Consider the following 22,705-nt stretch of genomic DNA (forward strand, 5'->3'; position numbering starts at 1 on the left):
CGGATGTCTTCAAACAGTCTCGCATAGGGGACGATACCTTGCGACAGCAAAACGTCGACGTAACGAGGTGCGACGTCAAGACGTCGGGCTAATTCAAGACGCTGAGCATGTCGCGGTGACATCGGCGGCGGCGTGTAACGTAGCGACGGCTGCGTCGGTGTTGGGGCACCTCTCAAGATGAACGAAAACAACGCCAGAAGCTGTAGCACGGCAATTTGCGCTGGGTTCGCTCGCCCGACGCGGCGGCGCTCGATCATGCGCATTCGGAACCGATCGTAACACGACCGGCGGTGACGTTTCTTTCTGGAATTGGCGTCTTTCATTGATGGGGTCTCCGTAGGTAGCTGTAAGATGGAATCGGTGCCTGGCTCGGCTCGTCAGGCGGAAATAATTTCCGCTTCCGGACATGGGCGATCTGTCGGATCAGACGCGCAGTCTGCGGCTCGAACAGAGACGTGATCCGTGCGGCGAGGTCGCGCGCGCGCCGCAACAGGTCGTCGAGGTCCACCTTTCCTATGCGGTGAAGCTCCAGCCGTTCCCGACGTCGCCCAGAGGCTACCGACGCGTCAATCGGTCGAGCCGTTCGGCGCAGGATTTCAAGGCTACGGCTTGTTGTTGTTGCATGTCCAAGATCAGGTGCAGCACCTCCAGCATTTGACCGAGCCGGTCGGGCTGTTCCGGCGTTTCGAGCAACGAGAGAAGAGGCAGGAGGCGCGCTACAGACGTTTCCGTGCTCGAGACGATGGCCAGGACGTCCGTTCTGGCTTCCGATAATTTGTTCATTGGCAAACTCCGTTTTCATGAAATTCTGGAACTCGGCACGTCGAACTCCAACCGCGCGGCTGGCGGCGGCAACGAACGCGCCGCCGGTCGTCGTAATGATGGGGCCCTTGTCACCCTCCGCGATGACGAGCCTCTGGCGATCCAATTCTACTCGGAAGGCTGCGCGTCCGTTGGCGAAGGCTGCCTTGAGTGCCGTACGATCAAAGTCTTCGTTTTCACGCTCCGCGCGCTTGCGGGCGACGTCGGAAAATCCGTCCGTCCTGCTGCGGCGTCTTTCTGCACGTGCCGGCTGAACTGTTTCCCCGTATTCGGCCTCGTATTGACGAGCGACGGCTTCGAGGCGGGCGAAATCGTTGCGACAATCGAGAACCCGGAAGGTGATAGGATCAACCTCTGCCACCGCGACATGGAAGTGCACGCGTCCTTCCTTGACGTGTCGGACGACGAGGCGCGGGCGATCTCCGCCGATTCTGAACTCTGTGTCGATCGCCCGGATAAAGGCCGACAACTGTGCGGGCGACATCGCGCGTTCGGGCGAAACCGAAAGGTGGCGGACGCTGTAACGGCAGCCTTTCATCGTTGCGAGCGCCTGGGCATCGTCCAGCGCCTGCCGATCCCCCGCCAAGACATCGATACACTCGTTCTCGTTCGCTTTGTCGAGGAGATGGCGGGCAAGGTATCGAACGCCGCCGTCGCGGCTGATGCGCGTCGACATAACGATCATGTCAGCAGTTCCCGGAGACGGGATCGAAGAGCGTCGATATCGGCGAGGATGCGGGAGAGGTCGTCATGGTGCCCCACGATCCGCCCCGAGTTGGCCAGCTTCACCAACTGGTTCAGGTTTCCACCGACGCGACCTATCGCTGCCAACGTCCGGGCAAGCAGGAAGGCATGTTTGGCGTCGAAAGTCCGGGCTGGCAAACGGATGCCGAGGGCTGCCCGACGAACCAGTTCGGAAATCGAAAGACCTCGCGCAATTGCGATGTCTTTGATTTTCGAGAACTCGGTGTCGGTAGTCCGAACCCGGAGAATCCTGGCGCGCATGCGGCCCTCCCATCTACAGGCCCCACACAGGGGCCGAGGGGGTTCACGGGGGAGCTTGCTCCACCTGACCAGCGCCTGGGTCGTAGACACAAGGCATTGCTGGCTCTTTCCCTCTCTGTTGTCTGACGAAATGATGGGCTGGGGATTCCGCCGGCGCAAATACGCTTCGGGCTTCGGCCTGTTTTGAACCGTGGCGACGATGATCTTCGATGGTTCGAACTTCGAAAGGAACAGATCGAAACTCGAACTACTCACTTCGAAACTCGAAACGATCCTTTCAAATGTCGAACCATGGGCTGCTACTGGCACATCATGGGCCGAAATTCATGTATTAGCACATGACGGTCGTCGCGGTCGTGGATTCAAGCGTTCATTCGATTTTCGAACTTTTGCCATCCTTTCGACTTTCGAACCATCGGCATAGGTTCGAAAGTCGAACGATGCTTCTCCGGAGTGAAGAGAGGTCAAGCTTCGGCGCAGCGACTGGTGCGGGCGTAGGCGAAGCCGAGCCACGGGTCGCAAGGCGGGGCTTGACGACTCGTAATGACCCCGACCGTCGAATCCCAGGACATGAAACCCATGTCCGGGACTAGGCCAGCGCCGATGAGCGCCGTTATTCCCGTATGCCAGAATTTGCGGTTTGCAGGCCCGCCTGATGGGGTTGCGCGCTGGAAACGATGGCAGACACCTCCAAACTCGCGGAGAGCATCTGGCTGCCACGAAACTGCCCTTTCCGTGCTCCGCCTCCGACCATACGCTTCTCGATCGGATTGGAATGGCCCCGTTGGCCTCCGTCGACAATCGCGGCTGGGGCGGGAATCCCCATATCCACCGTCGAGTGAGGCCGTTGGTTCAGATAGGTGTCTGGCGTGGCTACGCCTAGCTTTTTATCTATACACCGACCCAGACAGATTTGTTGACAGGTCGCGAAGTGCTGATAGGCCGTTGCACGGGATACGCCCGCGCGGGATGCCAGCTTTTCGACGCTTACCGTCTCCGCCCGCGCAACAATGTCGGAATAGGCCTTGATGAGTTTATCAAGACTCCGCCCACGCCTGACGCCTTGCGAATACTCGGCACCCGCCCGCTGCCGATCCCGGACGTCCGCCATCCCCTCAACGACGTGAAGGAGACGCTGCCGATTCTTTTTACCCTGAAGTTTTACGGGGTCGAAATCCATGGCGAGGCGATCGGCGACCTTGGCGATGACGTAGGACAGGCGCGGGTCATCTAATTCCATCGTCCGGGCAAAACCTTCAAGCGCGACGTGAAGATGATCGGCGAGCACGGCCTTCGATCCTTTCATCCGGACGTCGGCGGCAAAGTGCCATTCGATCAAAAGAGCCACCGCACGTTCCCGCAGCGTGTTGAAGGCGATGTTCGAAGCCTTCAGGCCCATGCCCGATTGGATGGCCGCCGCCTTCCGCACCAGTGCCTCACGGCTCGATCCCGTATCGACCCAGTCGGCATACTCCGAGAGCGTCGGGATAGTGTGCCGGTTCGGCGTGAGCGTATGCCATATCGGGGACAAAGGGTTCTTCATCCGCATGGTCGTCGCAGGCGCGCCCGGGTCCGCTCCGATGGAAAGCAAGGCCTTGATCAACCCGTTGGAGACACCGAGGAAGAGACGGACGATATCACGACGACAGCGTTTATCCTCGGACTTCCATACCGCATTCCCGGGCGGCAGCAGGAAGATGAGATGCGGGCGGCGATAGGTACCGTCATCAAGGAGGTCGCCGACTATGACGTGTGGCAAGCATGGAATTCGTCCTGCACGAACGAGTTCCGCAAGCGCATGGAGTAGATGTTCTGGGGACATGAAAACGCTGTCGCAGTCGATACGGATCGCGCCGAGGAATTCCTTGTTCAGTTCGATATACGGGTAGTCCAAGGTCAGAAGCTTGGAACGGGACTGGACGTCCAATGTCGCCTTGTCATTCGAGGCCCTTGCCTTGCCTCCTTTGGGCACCAGCGTGACGAATAACTTGAGGATGGGATCATCCTCCGATCGCAGACCTTCCTCGACGAATGCACGCCGCCAGCGCCCAGCGATGTGTTGGTCGAAGGGTAGCTCGTAACCATTCTCCAGCCGATATCGGACCTCGTGGCGAAGCTCCATCGCTTCCTGGCGGCGACGGGCGGCGAAAGAATGAGGATCGGTGATGGCGGAAAGGGGTCCATCGCTAAGCTGCTTCGCACGCGCTTCAGCGGCCTTTCGACTAGCCTCGGCATAGCGGGTCTCGAACCCGATCAGAGCGGTCGCCAAATTCGAAGGATCGTTTCCGCCGGCCTTTACACTTTCACTGCATGCGTTCACTATCATTGAACAATCTCCAAGAAGCCGCGGTAGGGTTCCAGCCCAACAACCCGCGGCTTTTTCATGCTTGGAGCGTTCCACGCATAGGTCAAACGCCGATTCTTGCCTGCAACAACGAATCGAGCGTTTTGCAACACGTCTGCAGTTGCAGCATTGTTGCAGAATATGTTGACAATGTTGCGCCGTGGACGCGCAATGTTCTGATTTCTCTCAACCGGTTTTGATAAGTACTATCATAAGGTTGTGGCGGAAGAGGTGGGATTCGAACCCACGGTACGGTTTCCCGCACGCCGGTTTTCAAGCTCGGCCTTGCGGGCCTTGAGGATGCGCTGGTATTTAGCGGTATCCATCTCGACAATTCCTTCTCAGCGGTCGATCAGAACCGAGCATTTCGCGTGGCGCACGACCCGGTCGGCCGTGGCGCCGATGAAGTAGTTGGAAATATCCGGCAGGTGGGATGCGACGATGACGAGATCCGCCTTGCGCTGTTCGGCCGCGGCGAGAATCTCCCGCGCTGGCGAACCCTGGCGTATCTCGACATTGGCCGGGAGGCCGACTTTTTCGCGCAGGTTCAGAAGAAGCTGCTCGGATTCCTGGCGCGCCCTCACCATCAGGTCGACCGAGACATCGGCCACGTAATAGCCGGGCAGGTCTTCCACCACGTTGAGCAGAACCAGGCTGCCACCGTCATCGAGAAGCGTCGCTGCCTTACGGAAGATCCTCTCCCCCTTCTCCAGTTGAGCTACGTCGACAGCAACGATGATTTTTGCGTACATCTCACTTTCCTCATTCGTTTCCCCCTTTTTTCTAGGATCGTCCCGAGGGAACTGCGTTGATCGAAGTCAACGAAGAGCTGTCCGGCTGTTCACCTTTACGAAACGATGCATCACCGTTTTCTGGTCTTTTGTGAACGCAGCACCTGCGCCATATCATAGCGCAACACGGCCACGGCCGGCGAATCAAACGAGGATTTTTTCCATGACCGGCAACGTTCGATCTTTCGCACTGACGCGTCCGGCGCATGTAAAGGGCGCGCATCTTATCGTCAGCGAACTAGGCAGGGTTTCCAGCTTTTATCAGCATATTATCGGGCTGCGGGTGCTCGAACGGAATTCGAGCGGAGAGATACTCGGGGTCGCGGGCCAGCCGCTACTGACGCTCTCAACCGGCAACAACGTCGCCGCGGCGCCACGCAATGCGGCGGGCCTGTTCCACACCGCCTTTCTGGTGCCTAACCGGCAGGAGCTCGCCCACTGGCTTGCCCATGCCGCCCACAACAACGTCCGCCTCGACGGCGCCTCGGACCATCTGGTCAGCGAAGCGATCTATCTTTCAGACCCGGAAGGCAACGGTATCGAGATCTATCGCGACCGAACGCCCGAAGAATGGACCTATCACCAGGACGGCACGGTAGAGATGGCGACCGAACGGCTGAACCTGCAGGCGCTCTACGAGCTCGCGCCTAAGGAGAACTGGGGCGGCATGGCGGACGGGACAGCTGTCGGCCATATCCACCTGCAGGTGGGCGACCTTCCTGAGGCGGATGCCTTCTACCGGGACGTTCTCGGCCTGAAGGTCATGGCCCGTTATCCGGGTGCGCGCTTCTTTGCCACCGGCGGTTATCACCACCACATCGCCGCCAATATCTGGAACAGCCGCGGCGCCGGGGTCCGCCAGGGCAACGTGACCGGCCTTTCGGACTACAGCATTGTCTTCAACGAAAAAGAGGCGCTCGACAGGGCGCTCACGGCGCTCGACCGCCAGGAGATCACCGCTACCAAAACCGCCGAAGGATGGTCCCTGAAGGACCCCTGGGGCATCGGCCTGACGCTCGCAGCCTGACCTTTCCCGCATTTCCTCCCATGGAAGCGGCGTTCCGGAACCGGAGCGCCGCTTTCGCGTTGAAAGGCATCACGGGGACAGCTGGAATATGGCAATCTTGGGTGCGCACGGCGCCAAGCCGAAGAAACAACCGCTGGAGCTTGCGTTAAACCGCAAGGACACGGCGGGCATCTATCCGGAAGAAGACGAGGTTGCCGAGCATCTTCCGCTCGGTCGTGAGGCGCTCGACGTCGCCATGGCCTGGGCGGTGATCGGCATCTTCGCAATCGCTTTCTTTGCCCTCGTTCATTACATGTCGATGATCCTGATCCCCGTCACGCTCGCCGTGGTGGTGGGATTGATTCTCGGGCGTGTAGCAGACCGCCTCGGGGAAGCCGGCGTGCCGCGTTTCGGCATCGCGTTCATTCTGTCCACGCTCGTCTTTGCCGTGCTCTTTGTGATCGTCAACTCGCTGGTGGAACCACTCAGCACGCTCATCAAGGAAGGCCCCAACTTCATCGAGCGGACGATCAACCGGATCATGCCCTTTCTCGAAAGCCAGCACTGGCTAAACATCTCGCCTGCGACCTTCGAAACCGGGCCGATGTCGATGCAATCGCTGCTCGAAAACTCCAGCAACATCTTAGGCGTGATCACTGCCAATCTGACGCCGGCGATCATCCAGGGGCTGATCTTCTTCGCCGCGCTGCTGCTCTTCCTCTACGGGCGGCTGAGGCTGAGGAGAACGATCATCCTCGCCTTCCCGACGCGGCGGCAACGGCTGATGGCAATCCGGGTGCTGAACTCGGTCGACGAAGTGCTGGGTTATTACTTCGCCACTGCCAGCGTTCTCTATCTCGCACTCGGGGTGTCGATGACGCTGATCGCCTATTTCGGCGGCCTCGCCATGCCGATGCTCTGGGGCTTGTTTGCGTTTCTGTCGAGCTTCATCCCGTTTCTCGGGATCACGCTGATGACGCTTTCGGTTGCCGTTGCCGGCATCCTCACGCACGACGCCCTGTTTATCGGACTGATCCCCGCCTTCATCTTCTTCTCCGTACACCTGGTGATGGAGAACCTGATCTTTCCCGCCATCATGGGTCGGCAGTGGGAGATCAATCCCTTCCTGGTATTCGTCGCCATCCTGTTCTGGACCTGGATGTGGGGAGCGGTCGGCGCCATGCTGGCGCTGCCGCTCTCCCTCATCATGATGACGGCGCTCTCGGAACTTTTCCCCGAGCGCAAGACGACGCCCCATCTGCCGGGCTGATCGCCTCAGTCATAGAGAAAGTGCTGCTCCCACTCGTTGCGCGGCACCTTCGAGCCGATCTTGTAGTCGAAGGACATGACCGTCAGGCCTTCCTCGCCCGTCTCGCATTTGTATTTGAGACGGTACCAATCGCCGCCGCTGCGGAAAACGGCGCCGGGGGCGCGGATCGAATTGCCTGCCTCGATCGGGTCGGCAAAGGTGTAGGCGATCACCTTGTCGGGCTTGTATTCGCCCTCGGCGTCTTTCTTGATGCGGTCGATCGCTTCGAGATCGCAACGCTGTTCCCGGCGTTCGTCGGGTGCAAGCGCGTCGAGCTGTTTGGCGATGCGGGAGTCGAGGGCATGTGCCGGCAGGGCGGAAAGAACGAACAGAACCGCCAGCGACCAGTGTTTCTTCATAGCATTTCCTATCCAATCTGACTCGGACGGCGCGGAAACTAGGAGATGGATCACCCGTTGACCACCTACCAGAGCGGGAAATAAGCTGACGTGATCAAGTTGGGGGACAGGGGGATCAAGTAACGGCGGCCTTGCAAGCGCTTTGGCTCTGGTACGCCCGTTGCTTGTTTTATCACCGGCGTCACGCTGCATTTAGCGATGAAGGTGCTTGAAAGGCTGAATAGATGATCGAGAACCTTATGCTGCTTTTGACCCCGATGGTCGGGCTGCTGTTGATCGCAGCTTTTGTCTATTGGCAGAACGAACGCGACGCAAAGCGCCACGACAAGAAATAACGCGCCGACCTTCCCGCTTGCCTCCAGCGCAAGCGCCCCCTATCTCTGGCACTCCTTTCAGACAATCCGGAGTGCTTCCTTGGACACCGCCTCGAAAAAGCCCTTTGCCCATCTTCCCGCGGCCCCCGTCGCGCCGAAGAAGCCGGTCTCCGACAGCCGCCACGGCATTGACCGCGTTGACGACTATGCCTGGTTCCGCGCCGACAACTGGCAGGCCATGTTCAAGGATCCGTCGATCCTCGACCCGGAGATCCGCAAGCATCTGGAAGCGGAAAACGCCTATATGGAAGCGGCGATGGGCGATACGGCGGACCTGCAGAAGGTGCTGTTTTCCGAGATGCGCGGCCGCATCAAGGAAGACGATTCCTCCGTTCCGTTGAAGGACGGTCCTTTCGCCTACGGCACGCTCTACGTGACGGGCGGAGAACAGCCGCATTATTTCCGCACGCCCCGCGATGGCGGCGAAAAGCAGATTCTGCTGAACGGCGACAAGGAAGCCGAGGGCAAGGACTATTTCCGCCTCTCCGGCATCGACCACACCACCGATCACGCCAAGGGAATCTGGGGCTACGACGACAAAGGGTCGGAATATTTCACGCTGCGCATCCGCGACCTTTCGAGCGGCGAAGACCTTTCGGACGTCTTGGAGAATACCGCCGGGGGCGGCGTCTGGGCGCCGGACGGCGAGAGCTTTTTCTACACGCTCCAGGACAAAAACCACCGTCCGTCCAAGGTCTTTCACCACATCGTCGGGACACCGCAATCGGAAGATCGTCTCGTCTACGAGGAAGAGGATCCGGGCTTCTTCATGGGCGTCGGCGGCTCGTTGCTCGACGACTTCATCTACATCGACATCCACGACCACGAAACTTCGGAATATCGGCTGCTGTCGACGAAGGATCTCACCGCCGAGCCGATGCTGGTCGCCGAACGGGTGGAGGGCGTGGAATATTCGATGACGGAGGGCGGCGACGTCTTCTACATCCTGACCAATGACGGCGGAGCGAAGGATTTCAAGATCGTCCGGGCCCCGGTCCTGGCACCCGGCAAGGAAAACTGGACGGAGGTCGTGCCGCACGAGCCGGGCCGGCTGATCATATCGCATATGGCATTCGCGCGCCATCTCGTCTGGCTGCAGCGCAAGGACGGCCTGCCCCAGATCATCATCCGCGACCGGCAGACCGGCGAGGAACATGCGATCGCCTTTGCCGAGGAGGCCTATTCGCTCGGACTGCAGGGCGCGGCGGAATACGACACCAACATCATCCGCTTCTCCTACTCCTCTATGACGACGCCATCGCAGCTCTTCGACTACGACATGGCGACGCGCGAACGGGTGCTCCTGAAGACCCAGGAAGTCCCCTCCGGCCATAACCCCGACGACTATGTGACGCGCCGGGTGATGGCGCCGGCCCATGACGGAGAACTGGTGCCGGTTTCGTTGCTCTATCGTAAGGATACGCCGCTTGACGGCTCCGCCCCCTGCCTGCTCTACGGCTACGGCGCCTATGGCATCACCATCCCGGCCGGCTTCAACACCAACAACCTGTCGCTTGCCGACCGCGGCTTCGTCTATGCCATCGCCCATATCCGCGGCGGTAAGGACAAGGGGTTTGCCTGGTACGAAAACGGCAAGATGGAGCATAAAGAAAACACGTTCAAAGACTTCATCGCCGCAGCTGACTATCTGAGCGAGCAGAAATACACGTCTTACACGAAGATCATCGCCGAGGGCGGCTCGGCCGGCGGCATGCTGATGGGTGCTATCGCCAATATGGCGCCCGAAAAATTCGCAGGCATTATCGCCGCCGTGCCTTTCGTCGACGTACTTAACACCATGCTCGACGACACGCTGCCGCTCACGCCCCCGGAATGGCCCGAATGGGGCAATCCGATCGAGTCGCTCAACGAGTATCAATGGATCGCCGCCTACTCTCCCTATGACAATGTCGGTGCAAAGCCCTATCCGCCGATCCTGGCGCTTTCCGGCCTGACGGACCCGCGCGTCACCTATTGGGAGCCGACCAAATGGGTGGCGAAGCTGCGCGAACAAGCGCCGGAGGCAGGCCCCTATCTTCTGAAGACCAATATGGCAGCCGGCCACGGCGGCAAGTCCGGCCGCTTCCAGCGCCTGGAAGAGATCGCTTTCGAATATGCATTCGCCATCAAGGTGGCGGGGAAGATGTAGAGGCTGGAACAACAGATCCCGGGAGGTGAGGACGATGACCGTCTATGTGGCCCTGCTGCGGGCGGTAAATGTTGCAGGCACCGCACTTCCGATGGCCGAACTCAAGGCGATCTGCGAGGATCTCGGGTTCGAGGACGTGAAAACCTACATCCAGAGCGGCAATGTCCTGTTCCGCTCGGACGACAGAGAGGCCGCGGTCGCGGCAAAGCTCGACGAGGCGCTCGGAAGGAAATTCGGCAAGCGGCCGGGCGTCATGGTGCGCACGACGGAAGAGCTGGAGTCGGCAGCGGCGAACCCGCCCTTCCCCGATGCCAAGCCGAACTTCCTGCTCGTCTATTTTCTGCCGGAAAAGGCATCGACCGACGCGCTCAAGGGCATGGTGGCGCCGGACGGCGAGGAGGCGGTCGTGGCCGGACGGGAAATCTACGTCCATTATCCAAATGGCTCCGGCCGTTCAAAACTGAAAGTGCCGGCGCTCAAACCCGGCACGTCACGCAATCTGAACACGGTCCGCAAGCTCGCCGAATTGGCGCGAGCGATGGAATAGGCAAGCGGGCGGCATGGCGGGCATCATCATTCCGATCGTCTGTTTCGCCGTCATCATCTATGTCGTCGGGACGATCTCCTGGTCCATCTGGCGACAGCGAAGGAGCACGGCTGCCGACTGGCCGCCCTACCCTCTCATCAAGGCAAGCGACGAGGAGATGGATAGTCGAGCGGCCGAACTGCGCGACTTGCTGTCCTGCAAGCCGCTCGGAGCGGAAAGGGCGCGCCAGCTCTGGGAAAAGCTGCAGCGGGCAAAAATCGGAGAAGGCCTGATTCACGAATTCCACCGCGACTTCTGCGGCCACGGACTGATCCGCACGGATGCCGGCATTATTCTTTGCGATATCCAGGATGGCTGTTTTCCGGGCGGGGCCATCGCCACATGGATTACGGAGGAAGAGTTCGTCGCCTTCTTCTCCCGCCAGAGCGATTTCACCATGAGCGGCTGGGATCCGGCCGAACCGGTCTTTTTTACCGAAGACAGCTGGTACCGGAACAATCAGCGGCTGACGACGACGATCATCGACGGATTTCTCCAAGGCATGAACATATAAGGAACCGGCGCGAAGCACGGGCCGGTTGCACTTCTTTGTCAAGAGTCAGCCGTCAAACCAAAACATTCGCCGCAAGCCTCGCGCAAGCTTCAGCCGTTAACCCTTCGTTAACCATTCTGAACACAGGCGCGTTTTGCCATGAAGATCGATAGCGGCCTCAGCGGCTATTATTATCCCAACCGGACGCAAGAGGTGGACCGGAAGACGGAAGAAGCGCCCCAACGGGAGGCGCTGCCCATTCAGCGCTCTCCCAACGCGTTGACCGGCAGCAGCACGCTGCTTTCCTCATCGCTTGCCAATGCGCTCTGGGTCATGGAAACCGGCGAGACCGGTTCGTCTGTAGCCGAGCAGCCGATGCCGGCCGTTCCGCAGGACTGGGTCGAAGGTATCTACCAGGAATTCGCCTGATCCTTTCGGATCCACCGAAAAACGGAAACCGGTTTCCGTTTCTCCCCAAATTGCTTTATGCCGCATCCGCCGGCGTAACCTCCACCGTGATATGCGACAGGTTCGTCATCGCCCGGAGTTTCTCCTTATAAAAGGAAGGCGGCCGCGGTTTGGGCGTTATCAGGGCGACGATCGCCGCATGATGCCCCGGCCCCACCTGCCAGACATGCAAGTCGGCAATCCGGTCTTCCTCCGTTTCCACGTGCCGGCGGATTTCGCCGGCAAGGTCATCGTCATCCGGCTGGGCATCCAGGAGAACCCCGGCGGTGGCGCGGATCAGTCCCCAGGACCAGCGCGCGATCACGAGCCCCCCGACAATGCCCATCACCGGATCGAGCACATCCCAGCCGTAGCTGCGTCCGAGGATCAGCGCTAGGATCGCCAGCACCGAGGTCAGCGCGTCGGCCAGCACATGCAGGTAGGCCGCGCGCAGATTGTGGTCTTCGGCATGATGGGCGTGATCGTGTCTGCCGTGATGATGGCCGTGGTCGTCGCCGTGGCGATGGCCGCCGTGATGTCCATGGGCATCACGATGATGGTGATGGCCATGATGGTGATCTTCTCGCAAAAGCCAGGCACTCAGCAGATTGACCCCCAGCCCCAGGATGGCGACCAGAATCGCCTGGTCGAAATCGATCGGAACAGGACGGGCGATACGAATGGCGCTTTCCCAAGCGATCAGAAGCGCGATCAGCGCCAGCACGATGGCACTCGCAAATCCCGCAAGATCGCCGAGCTTGCCCGTCCCGAAGGTGTAGCGCGGATTGCGGGCCTGCCGACGGGCGTAAACATAAGCGAGCGCCGAAATCAGCATCGCACCCGCATGCGTCGACATATGCCAGCCATCGGCCGTCAACGCCATCGAACCGAAGATCGAACCGGCGGCGATCTCCGCCACCATCATCGTTGCGGTCAGCGCAATTACCAGCCAGACCCTGCGTTCGTTGCGCTCGTGATCGGCGCCGAGAAATACGTGGTCGTGCTTCAACTCTTCGACGGAATGGGCCATCGCGGTTCTCCCCTTTTTTGTCGACCCCGGTTAGCGGATATAGGTTCTGAGCGCCTCGGCGAGTTCTTCCGCCGCCTGCGCCCTCTCTTTCTCATTTACAGCGTGCAGAACGTGCTCATGAAGGTGATCCTCCATCACTTCGCCGGTGAGGCCGGCGAGCGCGCCGCGAATCGAAGCCAGCTGACGCAGCACTTCGCCGCAAGGCGCCTCCGCCTCCAGTGCCCGTTCGACCGCCTCCATCTGCCCCTTCAATCGGCGCACCCGCGCCAGAAGCTTTGACTTTTCCCGAATGGTATGGGCCATGAGTTGCTCCGAAAGGTAATATAGGGGGGTAGGCTATTTGGAGTCTCATCAGAATGCAAATCGGGTCATGCCGTCTAACGCGAAGACGTACCCCCCACGAAGGAGCCGCCTCCTTCCCGCTCGTCCCAGTGCCGCCGATCCGCCGGCGAACGCCTGAGGACCTCTATCGCCAAGACCAGCCAGAAACCGGCAGCGATGGCGACGAGCACCCAGAAGGCCCGGAAATGACCTCTGGAAAATTCTTCGAACCTGCCGTGGCAATATCTGCAGCTTGCGTCCATGACGTCACCTCTCCGCTTGCGCCTTGTTCAGTGACCACTTAGATAATTCCTATAGTCACTAGAGCTTCAAGAGGAATTTTCGCCATGTTGTCGATCGGCAGTCTCTCAAAACGCACGGGCGTGAAGGTACCGACCATTCGCTACTACGAGCAGATGGGCCTCTTGAAAGCGGCCGAACGCTCGGAAGGCAATCAGCGGCGCTACGAAAGGAGCGATCTGGAGCGGCTTGCCTTCATCCGCCATGCCCGCGACCTCGGCCTCGACATTCCTGCAATCCGCGAGCTCATCCGATTGAGTGAACATTCGCAGCAACCCTGCGCCGATGCCGACAGGATCGCCGCCGAACATCTGGCGGCGGTGCGCGAAAAGATCGTAAGGCTGAGGAAGCTGGAGCAGGAACTCGACCGGATCGTCTCCCATTGCGACGGCGGCCATTCGATCGAGGAATGTTACGTGATCCGCGCCCTGTCGGATCACGGACTTTGCGAGAGTGAGCACTAAAGGGCCGTCGGCCATTCTTAATCGCGCTTGACAAGTTCCTCGATCGGGAGCATTCAACGCACATGATCAAGACGCGCACCATCATCGCCTGCTCGTATTTTTGGGCCTACCTCTAAGGGGCGGCTCGACAGATCATCATGTCAACAAGCCGCCGTCAGGCGGCTTTGTTCATGAGAAACGGCACCCTGACGGCGAAATAAGACCGAAAAAGGATGCCGGAAATGACCGAAGATACCGAAATCTCACTGCTCAGACCGCCCGTTGTGACGATCCGCAGCGCGAAATCGCGAGACCTGCCAGAACTCAACGAGATGATCGCGGCGCTGGCCGCCCATCACAACGACCCCGCCGCCATCACGCCCGAAAAGCTAGAACGCGACCTTTTCGGTGCCATGCCCTGGATCACCGCGCTTGTTGCCGATACCGGTTCGGGATTGATCGGTTACGCCATTCTCGTGCCCCTCTACAGGGCCCAGGAAGGCACACGCGGCATGGACCTTCACCATCTTTTCGTGCGCGACGGTCATCGCGGCCACGGCATCGGCCAGCACCTCGTCGCCCGCGCCCGCGAAATCGCCAAGAACGCCGGCTGCGACTACCTTTCGGTCAGCGCCGCGACCGGCAATTTCGCAGCGCACCGCTTCTACGAGCATATGGATTTCAAGCCGCGCCCGGTGACCGGCATGCGCTATATGCAGGCGCTGGCATAAACGCGCGACTGGCCAAGGTCTATCCGGCCGCCTTGGCCAGTACCTCTCCTGCCCACTCATTCAGGCTTTTACCGGCAAGTTCCGCAGCTTGAGCGGCGCGCCTATGGATTTCGGGGCTCACGCGGAACATCATCTTTCCTGAATAAGGTTTCTGCGGTTCCTTACCGACTTTGGCACAGGTCTCGATATAGTCGTCGACCGCTTCACGAAAAGCAGTCCGCAGTTGGTCCACACTATCCGCGTGGAAACCGACACCGTCGCGGATGCCGGAAATCTGGCCAAACAGGATGCCGTCCTCGTCATCGTATTCAATACGAGCGGAGTAACCCTTGTAAGTCATTACATTCGTCATGGCATTATCCCTAGACGGATCAAGTAAGTACGTGCTGCACGCACTTGATAGCGCTTTGCTTCCTTAGCTGGATGCGGTCGATGGAAAGTCTCGATCTCCCCGTCCCTGTCAAAACGGACACGAGACCCGCTCCCCTCAATGACGACGCAACCAGCAGCAACAAGCAAGCTCTCGATAGCCGCCCATTCGAGCGTTCCGGATACCGGATCCCTAAAGACAGCTTCCAGTGTCTTGCGGTGCTTGCCGTTCATATAAACAAAGTAGTAGATGATAGCATTTTTTGCAAGCACCTCACTCTACAGGCGGCACCGCCTTCAGATAGGCCGCGATAGCTTCCAGATCGCTCTTCGGCAGATGCGCGATGTTCTGCTGGACCTCAACCATGGAGCCGCCGACGCTGTCGAAGTCGGGCGTGAAGCCGGTTTCGAGATAGGCGGCAATGTCGCCCTCGCTCCAGGACCCGACATCCTTGCTCCCAGGGGTGATATTGGGGATACTGCCCTTGCCTTCCGGATTGGGACCGCCGGCCAGCCAGCGGTCGGGCTGGAAGCCGCCCATGGGGTCGCGCGGTGTATGACATTCGCCGCAATGGCCCGGTCCTTCCACGAGGAACTGACCGCGCTTCACTTTCTCATCGGTCGAAGCCAGCGCAACGCGCGGCTGGTCGTTGAAATAGAGATATTTCCAGACGCCGACGCCAAGGCGGATATTGTAGGGGAAGGCAAGTTCGTGCGGCGGAGCGGCGTTGGAACTTGCCGGCAGCGTCTTCAGGTAACCGAAGAGATCGTTGATATCCTTGCCCGAAAGGCGGGCATAGGAGCCGTAGGGGAAGGATGGATAGAGATGCTCGCCGTCGGGACCGACACCGCGGGTCATGGCGTTGCCGAATTGCGCCAGCGTCCAGTTGCCGATGCCGGCCTGCGGGTCCGGGGATATATTCGGGATATGGAAGGTCCCGAAGGGACTGGGCAGCGCGCGTCCGCCCGACATCACCTTCAAGGCGTCCCCCTTGGCGCCGGTCGCGGCGTGACAGCCCGCGCAACCGCCGGCCCAGAACAGCTGTTCGCCGGCGCCGAGATCCGGATCCCCGAGATTGGCCCAATAGCTTTCCGGATGAGGATCGGGTTTCGTGAGCGCCCAGGCTATCCCGGCGCCGACCGCCACAACGACCGCGCCGACCACCAAGACTTTCGCCCACCGAGACGCCATGCTCTTCTCCAATGAAAGTTCGTGAAGGCCGGCGGCGGGCCGCCGCCGGCGTCCGGTCCCACCGATCAGTTCATGGGAGCCCGGTAGGTCTTGTGACAGTCGGAGCAGATCGGACCCAACCGTCCCAATGCTGCCGCAACACCTGCCTTATCGGCCGGCATGGATGCAAGCAGCGCATCGGCTTCCGACACGAGCTTTGTCGCCAGGGCGCGGAAGTCGTCAGGCTTTTCCCAAATCGCCGGTAGCGCCTTGGTCTTTCCTTTGTCCGAGCCTGCCGGAAATTGCTCCGGGAAGGCTTTGATATTGGTGCTGATGGTCGTCAGCGCCGTTTTCACCACCGTCGCATCATATGGCTTCTCGCCCTTGGCGATCGCACCCAGAGCGCCGGCCGACTGCCCGTTTTCCTTCATCAGCTTTTGCCGGGCAGCGATCACATCCTCCTGTGCGACCGCCGTGGACAGACAGAGACAGGCGGCAGCCGCCGCGATGGCATAAGACCTCAACTGCATGTGCACATTCCTCCCGTGAGCCGGCAGGGCCGGCCTGTTAACAACGGCTCACGATGCGATGGGTGCTCGGCGGGAGGAAGTAACAAGGCAGTGATAATATTCAATATTTCGCAATAGAGGAAGGGCCGGAACGGCGGAGCGGCTACTTCTTCACGCGATAGGTCTGGTGACAGTCGCTGCAGGTGCCCCCAAGAGCGTTCATCGCCGCGCCGACGCCAGCCTGATCGGCCGGGACGGCGGCCAACAGCTTGTCCGCTTCGGCAGCGAGCTTTTCCGCCTTGGCGTGGAAGTCCTTCGGGTTCTGCCACACCGCCGGAGCAGCTTCCGTTTCCGAACCGGCTTCCGACCCTGCGGGAAACTGGTCGGGAAAAACCTTCATGGTCGTGCTGATGGTCGTCAGAGCCGCTTTTACGGTCTCGGCCTCGTACGGCTTCTGACCCTTGGCGATGCCGCCGAGCGCGCCGAGTGCACCGCCTACGGCTTTCATCTGGCTCTGGCGCCGAACCTGAGGTTCCTCCTGGGCAATAGCAGCGGACAAACCAAGACAGCCGACAATGGCAGCGAGGGCAATCGATTTAAGTCGCATGAAAGACGTTCTCCTCTTTGGCATCGAATCCTGGCGGTCTCGACGATGCGCCGCACCATGACCGTCCGGCCGATGACAAAGAAGTAACAAAACGGTGAGATTGTCTTCGGAATCAAATCTCTAGCTGGGGGCCGCTGCGGCGTTCGCTCCTCGGCTGAGCAGCTATCACCCCTTCAAGCCCTCCCACAGGGTGAGAAGCGAGACGCCGAGCAGCAGCAGGCCGGCGGTCCGCCCGACCCAGATGGTGGCGTTGCTGTTGCCGACGAGAAGCGTTCGTGCCCGGCCGGCCACCACTGCCAGCCCGCCATAGATCGCGAGTTGGGTCGCCGACGTCATCACTGCCATGACCGCTGCCTGCGGCGCGAGGGGCCCGAAATCCGGTCGCAGGAACTGCGGATAGACCGCGAGCATGAATAGATAGGCCTTCGGGTTGATGAGGCAGGTGACGGCACCACGCCGGAACGCATCCCAGTTGGAGCGGGTGTCAGCGGGCCCGACGTGATCGACGGTGATGGAGCTGCGGATCAGGCTGAGGCCGATCCAGGCCATATAAAGCGCTCCGAGAATAAGGAGCGGCCTGAACAGCACCGGCATCAGGCTTGCCAGCAGTCCGACGCCGATCGCGCCGTAGAGCGAATGCACCAGCCCGCCCAGCATGATGCCGGCGGTAGCGGCAAGACCGGCAGTCCGGCCACGGGTAAGCGCATTGGCGAGCACGAAGATCATGTCCATGCCCGGCACCACGATGATGCCGAAGAGAAGGGTGAAGAAGAGCCAGAGGTTTTCCGTATAGGTCATGTCAGTTTCTCTCGTCGCACTAGCGGTCTCCTGAAAGGGAGAACCTTGTTTTTCAATCGGATATGATGTCCTATACGTCAGGCCAACTGACAGCGTTCTGTCAGTTGCGGTCATTCGGCGGCGGAGAAAGCATGCGCAAGGCATCGCGCCTCTTCGAGATCATCCAGATTCTGCGACTTGCCAGGAAGCCAGTCACGGCAGCCGAAATCGCTGCGCAGCTCGAGGTGACTGTGCGCTCCATCTACCGGGATATTGCTGCACTTCTGGGGATGCGGGTGCCGATCGAGGGCGGGCGCGGCATCGGCTATATCCTTCGGCCGGGCTTTACGCTGCCGCCGCTGATGCTGTCGATCGAGGAGACGGAGGCGATCGTGCTGGCGCTAGCGCTTCTCGAGCGCACCGGCGACACCGGGCTCAAACAGGCGGCCAAGCAGGTGAACCGCAAGATTGCCGGCGTCGTGCCGCCGCCGCTTGCGGGGCTGTTTTCCGACAATGCGCTGCATGCCTGGGGTTCGCCGGCACCGGTGCCGGAAGCGGTGGACCTTGCGATGGTGCGCCGGGCGATCCGCGACGAGCAGAAGCTTACGCTCGGCTATCGCGACGAGATGGGCCAGGCGACCGAGCGGACGATCCGGCCGATCGCGCTCATCTATTACTCACAGACCGCCAATATCGTCGCCTGGTGTGAGCTTCGACAGGCAATCCGCAATTTTCGCGCCGACCGGGTGGAGCATTGCGGCCTGGCGGACGACTTCTTCCACGGCCAGGGGGAGAGACTGAGAGCCTTGTGGGTGCAGGGCTGGACCGCGTCGGAACCCGCCTGAAGCCTGTCGCGGGACGCGGGATACTCCGAATTAGAAGAAAAGCGTGCGGCTTTCCTCACGTCCATGACCGATGATTTCCATGCGGTCGGGAAAGATTTCGACGACGGCGAAGGTGTTTTCCGTCTCGGTATCGACCATGCCCTTAAAATTGATATACCAGGTCGTGCCGTCGCGGCCGAGATTTCCGGCATGGTTGTGGCCGTTCAGATAGGCCAGCACATTGCCAGAACGAGCAAATAGCTGGGTCAGCCGCTCGTGGTCCCAGAGGTTATGTTCGTTTGCCGGATAAAGCGGATAGTGCCCCATGACGACGACCTTCTCGCCTGCCGCATCGGCGCGTGCCAGCGTGTCTTGCAGCCAGGCGAACTGTTCCTCGCCGATGCCGCCGTTCCATTCCCTGGCGTTGATCGCGCCCGCGGCCTGCAGCGCCTCCAGCCTCTGCTGCGCCAAAGTATGGCGCGGATGGCCGCCCGGCGTCGAAAACAGACTCACCTCATTGCCGTCGATCGCCACGAAACGGAGGCCGCCGCGGGAAAAATCATGCCAGGGGGCCGGCATGCCGAGCCGCGCGTGAACGTCGTCCAGCCGCTCCGGCGACAGGAAAAAATCGTGGTTTCCCGGAAGCAGGAAACTCTCGTGGCGCAGTCCTTCATAAACGCTCAGAACCGCGTCGTAGCTTTCCCAGTCGCGATCGATGAGATCGCCGAGCGTCACCACGAAGGACAGGTCCTCATTGTTCAGAACCGCGATCGCTTCCTGCAGCTTCGCCACGCTGTTGCGGTAATAGCGGTCGAGCTCCAGCCAGGGCTCTTCATCGGCATATTGCGGATCGGCGATGACACCGAAGCGGAGGAGAGGCTTTTCCTGGGGCATGAGGCGGCAATAGACCGATGTTGAGACAGGTATGTGACAGTGGTCGATAGCGGCTACTCCGCGTCGCCGCAACAGTCAGGAGGGAAGTTCGTCGGGCGACTTCACATAGATCTCAAAGGGTCGGAAGTGTTTCAGGTTATGGGTGATAACCGTCAACCCATGATGACTGGCAGTGCCGGCGATTAGCGCGTCTACGGCGCCCGGACTGTGACCCGCCGAAACGGCCTTCGCTTCCAGCCTGCCGGATTCGCGTGCCGTCTCCGCGTCAACTGCGAGGATCCGATCCCCATATCCCGCAACAAGCCCCTGCAGGAACATTTCAATAAGTGCCGCTTTCGACGTCGCTCCCCTGGCTTCTAGGAGCCGCACACCTTTCTCAATCTCATGGATGGTCATGGCCGACAGATAGATGGCCTTCAGCTTCTCCTGTTCCTCCAACCATTCCGCAAAGGCCGGCGTCGCCACGGTCTTGGAAGGCGAGAACATCGAGATGATATTCGTATCGAGAAGGAACCCGTTCAAAGGTCGGCCTCGCGGCTTGGCGCCGGGTTCCTTGCGAATACATCGTCACTCAGATCGACATCTGCCGGAAAGTTCCTGAGATACTGAATGAGACTCCGGCGGTCCTTTCCAAGTGCCTTCTGCGCCAGCTCGGCAGCCCCGACACTGACAAGGACCGCCGCCGGCTTGCCATGACGGGTGATCGTCACGAACTCACCTGCGGCGGCCTGATCAACAAAACTGGAAAAGCCTGCCTTGGCATTCTTTAGGCTGACTTCGGACATGCCGGGCCTCCAAAGTGGTCATTTGTGACCATTTTAAAGGTTAGCTTTTGCGGAATCAAGCCCTTCTCGGCAGGCGCACAACAGAACACCCGGCGCTCGAAAACGCCGGGTGCGATGCTCGGGTCAAACCCGAGAATGACGCCTTTTCAAAAATTACTTCGCCGCTGCTTCGTAGCGTTCCAGCACGTAATCCCAGTTGATCAGGTTGTCGATGAAGGCCTCGAGATATTTCGGGCGGGCGTTGCGGTAGTCGATGTAATAGGAGTGTTCCCAGACGTCGACGCCGAGGATCGGCTCGGCGCCATGCACCAGCGGGTTTTCGCCGTTCGGGGTCTTGGAGATCACCAGCTTGCCGTCCTTGACGGAAACCCAGGCCCAGCCGGAGCCGAACTGGGTGGTACCGGCGGCGATCAGATCGGCCTTGAACTTGTCGTAGCCGCCGAGGTCGCTATCGATCGCGACCTGCAGCTTGCCCGGCAGCGAGGTGCCGCCGCCGCCCTTCTTCATCCACTTCCAGAAATGGATGTGGTTGTAGTGCTGGGCGGCGTTGTTGAAGAGGGTCTGATGCGTCCCGAAGGACTTCTTGACGACTTCCTCGACCGAAAGGTCGCCCATGCCGGCTTCGGCCGCGAGCTTGTTGCCCGTATCCACATAGGCCTTGTGGTGCTTGTCGTGGTGGAATTCCAGCGTCTCCTTCGACATGTAGGGCGAAAGCGCTTCGTAGTCGTAGGGGAGTTCGGGAAGTTCGAAAGCCATTGTCTTACTCCTTTTCGGCAAACACCTTGAATAGAGGTCGTGCGGGAACATAGGAGTGCTGCGGCCAAGAGGCAACGGTGAAACTGCCAAAAATCAAGCAGATCAAGCCAAGACCTTGCGAAATTTCGGACGTAAAAGAAAAGGGAACCATTCATGATTCGGAGCCCTGCCATGACGTCTCGACTTGCCATTGCCACCCTCGTGATCGCAGCCGGCCTCGCCCCCGCATACGCCTCCTCGGACGACGCGTGGACAGAATTCACAAAGGAGGTCGGGCAGAAATGCGAGGCCGCCGCCAAGGGCATGATCGAGGCCCCGAAAGCGGTCGTCGATCCCTTCGGCAGCGAAAAATTCGGCCTTGCGATCGTCACCGGCAAGGCGAAGGGCGCCAAGGTTCAGATCAGCCATATCTGCGTCATGGACAAAAAGACCAAGACCGTCGAACTCGGCAGCGAGCTGGGGCCGGACGTGCTCAAGGTGGCCCTGCCGAAATAAGGAAGGGGCAGGATGCCGGTTCCGCCAAGCGGGAACCTTTGATCCTATCCGTGAATTGAGAGCGACCGCAGGCGATAAAAGGGGAGGCTGAATGCCGCTCGATTTCCTGACGTCGGACTTTCTGATTTTCATCGCCATCGGCGTCCTGGCGCAGATCGTCGACGGAGCGCTTGGAATGGCCTTCGGGGTGCTGACCACCACCAGCCTGCTCGCGGTCGGGGTGCCGCCTGCCGTGGCAAGCGCAATGACGCATGTCACCGAATGCTTTACGACCGCGGCCTCCGGGCTTTCGCATCTCTACCACCGCAATGTCGACTGGCGGCTGGTCGTGAGGCTGGCCCCGGCCGGCATGATCGGCGGGGCGATCGGGGCCTATATGCTCTCTAATATCGACGGCGAGGCGATCGGACCCCTGGTTTCGGCCTATCTGATCGCTGTCGGCCTGTTCATCTTGTACAAGGCATTTCAGCCGAAATGGCCGCGCGACGTGCGCGACTGGATCGTGCCGTTTGTGGGCGCCGGTGGCGGCGTGCTGGACGCCATGGGCGGCGGCGGATGGGGGCCGATCGTCACAAGCAGCCTGCTCGGGCGCGGCCACGATCCGAAAAAGGTCATCGGCTCGACCAATCTCACTGAATTTGCCGTCACCACCGTCATTTCGGCGACCTTCATTGTGGCGCTCGGCTGGTCGGAGCTTTCCTCGGCCGTCGGCTTGATCATCGGCGGCGTGCTTGCCGCTCCGCTTGGGGCACTGATCGTCAGGAGGCTGCCGGTAAAGCCGCTGATGATCGCTGTCTCGCTCATCATCATCGGGACTGCCGCCGTTCGGTTCCTCTAACGGGAAAGCGCGCTGAGGGCGACCGCCGGGATATGGCAGGTTGACATGATGGAAAACAGCGCCGAAGGTCCGAGCCGCCGCGTGGATCGCCGCGGCGCGCTCAGGCTGACGCGGACAGATCACAGAAGATGCGCTGACGCACGCCGACGCTCTCTCGATCCGTCGCCGTC

At 60.3% G+C, this 22,705-nt stretch carries 29 protein-coding genes; 11 read left to right on the forward strand and 18 right to left on the reverse strand.

Annotated elements, in window-relative coordinates:
* Positions 1-319: 319 nt before the first annotated feature.
* From C5L12_RS09125 to C5L12_RS09140, 4 genes are all read right to left on the reverse strand, one after another.
* Positions 320-1,507 carry a relaxase/mobilization nuclease domain-containing protein gene (locus C5L12_RS09125; protein WP_105371726.1) on the reverse strand — a complete coding sequence of 396 codons (1,188 nt, stop codon included), beginning with the start codon at positions 1,505-1,507 and terminating at the stop codon, positions 320-322.
* Positions 1,504-1,827 (reverse strand): plasmid mobilization protein, encoded by a 324-nt coding sequence (locus tag C5L12_RS09130; RefSeq protein ID WP_105371727.1) that lies wholly within the window; start codon positions 1,825-1,827, stop codon positions 1,504-1,506. Before C5L12_RS09130 ends, C5L12_RS09125 begins: the two co-directional genes overlap by 4 nt.
* A 613-nt stretch (positions 1,828-2,440) precedes the next feature.
* Positions 2,441-4,153 (reverse strand): TetR family transcriptional regulator, encoded by a 1,713-nt coding sequence (locus C5L12_RS09135; protein ID WP_105371728.1) that lies wholly within the window; start codon positions 4,151-4,153, stop codon positions 2,441-2,443.
* 359 nt (positions 4,154-4,512) lie between these two features.
* Positions 4,513-4,923, reverse strand: a complete 411-nt coding sequence (locus C5L12_RS09140; protein WP_105371729.1) for a universal stress protein — start codon at positions 4,921-4,923, stop codon at positions 4,513-4,515.
* A 202-nt stretch (positions 4,924-5,125) separates the two neighbouring features.
* Here C5L12_RS09140 and C5L12_RS09145 point away from each other — a divergent pair, with 202 nt between their 5' ends.
* Complete coding sequence (locus tag C5L12_RS09145; RefSeq protein WP_105371730.1) at positions 5,126-5,989, forward strand: VOC family protein; 864 nt, start codon at positions 5,126-5,128, stop codon at positions 5,987-5,989.
* 88 nt (positions 5,990-6,077) lie between these two features.
* A complete protein-coding gene (locus tag C5L12_RS09150; RefSeq protein ID WP_105371731.1) occupies positions 6,078-7,238 on the forward strand; it encodes an AI-2E family transporter in 1,161 nt (386 codons plus the stop codon).
* A gap of 5 nt (positions 7,239-7,243) precedes the next feature.
* Here the strand turns inward: C5L12_RS09150 and C5L12_RS09155 are convergent, their stop codons facing one another.
* Positions 7,244-7,636 carry a DUF930 domain-containing protein gene (locus C5L12_RS09155; protein WP_105371732.1) on the reverse strand — a complete coding sequence of 131 codons (393 nt, stop codon included), beginning with the start codon at positions 7,634-7,636 and terminating at the stop codon, positions 7,244-7,246.
* 414 nt (positions 7,637-8,050) lie between these two features.
* Here C5L12_RS09155 and C5L12_RS09160 point away from each other — a divergent pair, with 414 nt between their 5' ends.
* From C5L12_RS09160 to C5L12_RS09175, 4 genes are all read left to right on the forward strand, one after another.
* A complete protein-coding gene (locus C5L12_RS09160; protein WP_105371733.1) occupies positions 8,051-10,159 on the forward strand; it encodes a S9 family peptidase in 2,109 nt (702 codons plus the stop codon).
* Between the two features lie 34 nt (positions 10,160-10,193).
* Positions 10,194-10,706 (forward strand): DUF1697 domain-containing protein, encoded by a 513-nt coding sequence (locus C5L12_RS09165; RefSeq protein WP_105371734.1) that lies wholly within the window; start codon positions 10,194-10,196, stop codon positions 10,704-10,706.
* Between the two features lie 13 nt (positions 10,707-10,719).
* Positions 10,720-11,259, forward strand: coding sequence for a hypothetical protein (locus tag C5L12_RS09170; RefSeq protein ID WP_105371735.1), 540 nt, complete (start codon positions 10,720-10,722; stop codon positions 11,257-11,259).
* Between the two features lie 138 nt (positions 11,260-11,397).
* Complete coding sequence (locus C5L12_RS09175) at positions 11,398-11,667, forward strand: hypothetical protein (protein ID WP_105371736.1); 270 nt, start codon at positions 11,398-11,400, stop codon at positions 11,665-11,667.
* A 55-nt stretch (positions 11,668-11,722) separates the two neighbouring features.
* Here C5L12_RS09175 and dmeF read toward each other — a convergent pair whose 3' ends face one another.
* From dmeF to C5L12_RS09190, 3 genes are all read right to left on the reverse strand, one after another.
* Positions 11,723-12,715: a CDF family Co(II)/Ni(II) efflux transporter DmeF gene (dmeF, locus tag C5L12_RS09180; protein WP_105371737.1), complete on the reverse strand. Its 993-nt coding sequence runs from the start codon at positions 12,713-12,715 to the stop codon at positions 11,723-11,725.
* 30 nt (positions 12,716-12,745) lie between these two features.
* The gene (gene dmeR, locus C5L12_RS09185; RefSeq protein WP_105371738.1) at positions 12,746-13,018 is read right to left on the reverse strand and encodes a Ni(II)/Co(II)-sensing transcriptional repressor DmeR; all 273 of its coding nucleotides are present in this window, start codon (positions 13,016-13,018) and stop codon (positions 12,746-12,748) included.
* Between the two features lie 74 nt (positions 13,019-13,092).
* Positions 13,093-13,299: a hypothetical protein gene (locus C5L12_RS09190; protein ID WP_105371739.1), complete on the reverse strand. Its 207-nt coding sequence runs from the start codon at positions 13,297-13,299 to the stop codon at positions 13,093-13,095.
* An 84-nt stretch (positions 13,300-13,383) separates the two neighbouring features.
* Between C5L12_RS09190 and C5L12_RS09195 the strand changes: the two genes are divergently transcribed.
* Together C5L12_RS09195 and C5L12_RS09200 are read left to right on the forward strand one after the other, a co-directional pair.
* On the forward strand, positions 13,384-13,800 hold the full coding sequence (locus tag C5L12_RS09195; RefSeq protein ID WP_105371740.1) for a MerR family transcriptional regulator: 417 nt from the start codon (positions 13,384-13,386) through the stop codon (positions 13,798-13,800).
* 221 nt (positions 13,801-14,021) lie between these two features.
* Positions 14,022-14,510, forward strand: coding sequence for a GNAT family N-acetyltransferase (locus tag C5L12_RS09200; protein ID WP_425350763.1), 489 nt, complete (start codon positions 14,022-14,024; stop codon positions 14,508-14,510).
* 19 nt (positions 14,511-14,529) lie between these two features.
* On the opposite strand, the gene C5L12_RS09205 is transcribed toward C5L12_RS09200, so the two are convergent.
* The 6 genes from C5L12_RS09205 to C5L12_RS09230 all read right to left on the reverse strand — a co-directional run bounded on the left by C5L12_RS09205 (position 14,530) and on the right by C5L12_RS09230 (position 17,964).
* Positions 14,530-14,862: a type II toxin-antitoxin system HicB family antitoxin gene (locus C5L12_RS09205; RefSeq protein WP_105371742.1), complete on the reverse strand. Its 333-nt coding sequence runs from the start codon at positions 14,860-14,862 to the stop codon at positions 14,530-14,532.
* Positions 14,859-15,113 (reverse strand): type II toxin-antitoxin system HicA family toxin, encoded by a 255-nt coding sequence (locus C5L12_RS09210; RefSeq protein ID WP_105371848.1) that lies wholly within the window; start codon positions 15,111-15,113, stop codon positions 14,859-14,861. Before C5L12_RS09210 ends, C5L12_RS09205 begins: the two co-directional genes overlap by 4 nt.
* Positions 15,114-15,153: 40 nt before the next feature.
* Positions 15,154-16,071 carry a c-type cytochrome gene (locus C5L12_RS09215; protein ID WP_105371743.1) on the reverse strand — a complete coding sequence of 306 codons (918 nt, stop codon included), beginning with the start codon at positions 16,069-16,071 and terminating at the stop codon, positions 15,154-15,156.
* 65 nt (positions 16,072-16,136) lie between these two features.
* Positions 16,137-16,580: a c-type cytochrome gene (locus C5L12_RS09220; protein WP_105371744.1), complete on the reverse strand. Its 444-nt coding sequence runs from the start codon at positions 16,578-16,580 to the stop codon at positions 16,137-16,139.
* Between the two features lie 142 nt (positions 16,581-16,722).
* Positions 16,723-17,166 (reverse strand): c-type cytochrome, encoded by a 444-nt coding sequence (locus C5L12_RS09225; RefSeq protein ID WP_105371745.1) that lies wholly within the window; start codon positions 17,164-17,166, stop codon positions 16,723-16,725.
* A gap of 165 nt (positions 17,167-17,331) precedes the next feature.
* Positions 17,332-17,964 (reverse strand): LysE family translocator, encoded by a 633-nt coding sequence (locus tag C5L12_RS09230; protein ID WP_105371746.1) that lies wholly within the window; start codon positions 17,962-17,964, stop codon positions 17,332-17,334.
* A 131-nt stretch (positions 17,965-18,095) separates the two neighbouring features.
* Here C5L12_RS09230 and C5L12_RS09235 point away from each other — a divergent pair, with 131 nt between their 5' ends.
* Positions 18,096-18,788 (forward strand): helix-turn-helix transcriptional regulator, encoded by a 693-nt coding sequence (locus C5L12_RS09235; RefSeq protein WP_105371849.1) that lies wholly within the window; start codon positions 18,096-18,098, stop codon positions 18,786-18,788.
* Between the two features lie 30 nt (positions 18,789-18,818).
* On the opposite strand, the gene C5L12_RS09240 is transcribed toward C5L12_RS09235, so the two are convergent.
* From C5L12_RS09240 to C5L12_RS09255, 4 genes are all read right to left on the reverse strand, one after another.
* Complete coding sequence (locus C5L12_RS09240; RefSeq protein WP_105371747.1) at positions 18,819-19,661, reverse strand: metallophosphoesterase; 843 nt, start codon at positions 19,659-19,661, stop codon at positions 18,819-18,821.
* A gap of 75 nt (positions 19,662-19,736) precedes the next feature.
* Entirely contained in the window at positions 19,737-20,183 is a 447-nt protein-coding gene (locus C5L12_RS09245; protein ID WP_105371748.1) for a type II toxin-antitoxin system VapC family toxin, read from the reverse strand.
* Positions 20,180-20,446 carry a type II toxin-antitoxin system Phd/YefM family antitoxin gene (locus C5L12_RS09250; protein ID WP_105371749.1) on the reverse strand — a complete coding sequence of 89 codons (267 nt, stop codon included), beginning with the start codon at positions 20,444-20,446 and terminating at the stop codon, positions 20,180-20,182. Before C5L12_RS09250 ends, C5L12_RS09245 begins: the two co-directional genes overlap by 4 nt.
* Positions 20,447-20,599: 153 nt before the next feature.
* On the reverse strand, positions 20,600-21,202 hold the full coding sequence (locus tag C5L12_RS09255) for a superoxide dismutase (protein ID WP_105371750.1): 603 nt from the start codon (positions 21,200-21,202) through the stop codon (positions 20,600-20,602).
* 171 nt (positions 21,203-21,373) lie between these two features.
* Between C5L12_RS09255 and C5L12_RS09260 the strand changes: the two genes are divergently transcribed.
* Both C5L12_RS09260 and C5L12_RS09265 read left to right on the forward strand, forming a co-directional pair.
* A complete protein-coding gene (locus C5L12_RS09260) occupies positions 21,374-21,697 on the forward strand; it encodes a hypothetical protein (RefSeq protein ID WP_105371850.1) in 324 nt (107 codons plus the stop codon).
* A gap of 106 nt (positions 21,698-21,803) precedes the next feature.
* Entirely contained in the window at positions 21,804-22,535 is a 732-nt protein-coding gene (locus C5L12_RS09265) for a sulfite exporter TauE/SafE family protein (protein WP_105371851.1), read from the forward strand.
* The last annotated feature ends 170 nt before the right edge of the window (positions 22,536-22,705 follow it).

The sequence above is a fragment of the Neorhizobium huautlense genome, assembly GCF_002968575.1.
GTDB lineage: Bacteria > Pseudomonadota > Alphaproteobacteria > Rhizobiales > Rhizobiaceae > Neorhizobium > Neorhizobium huautlense.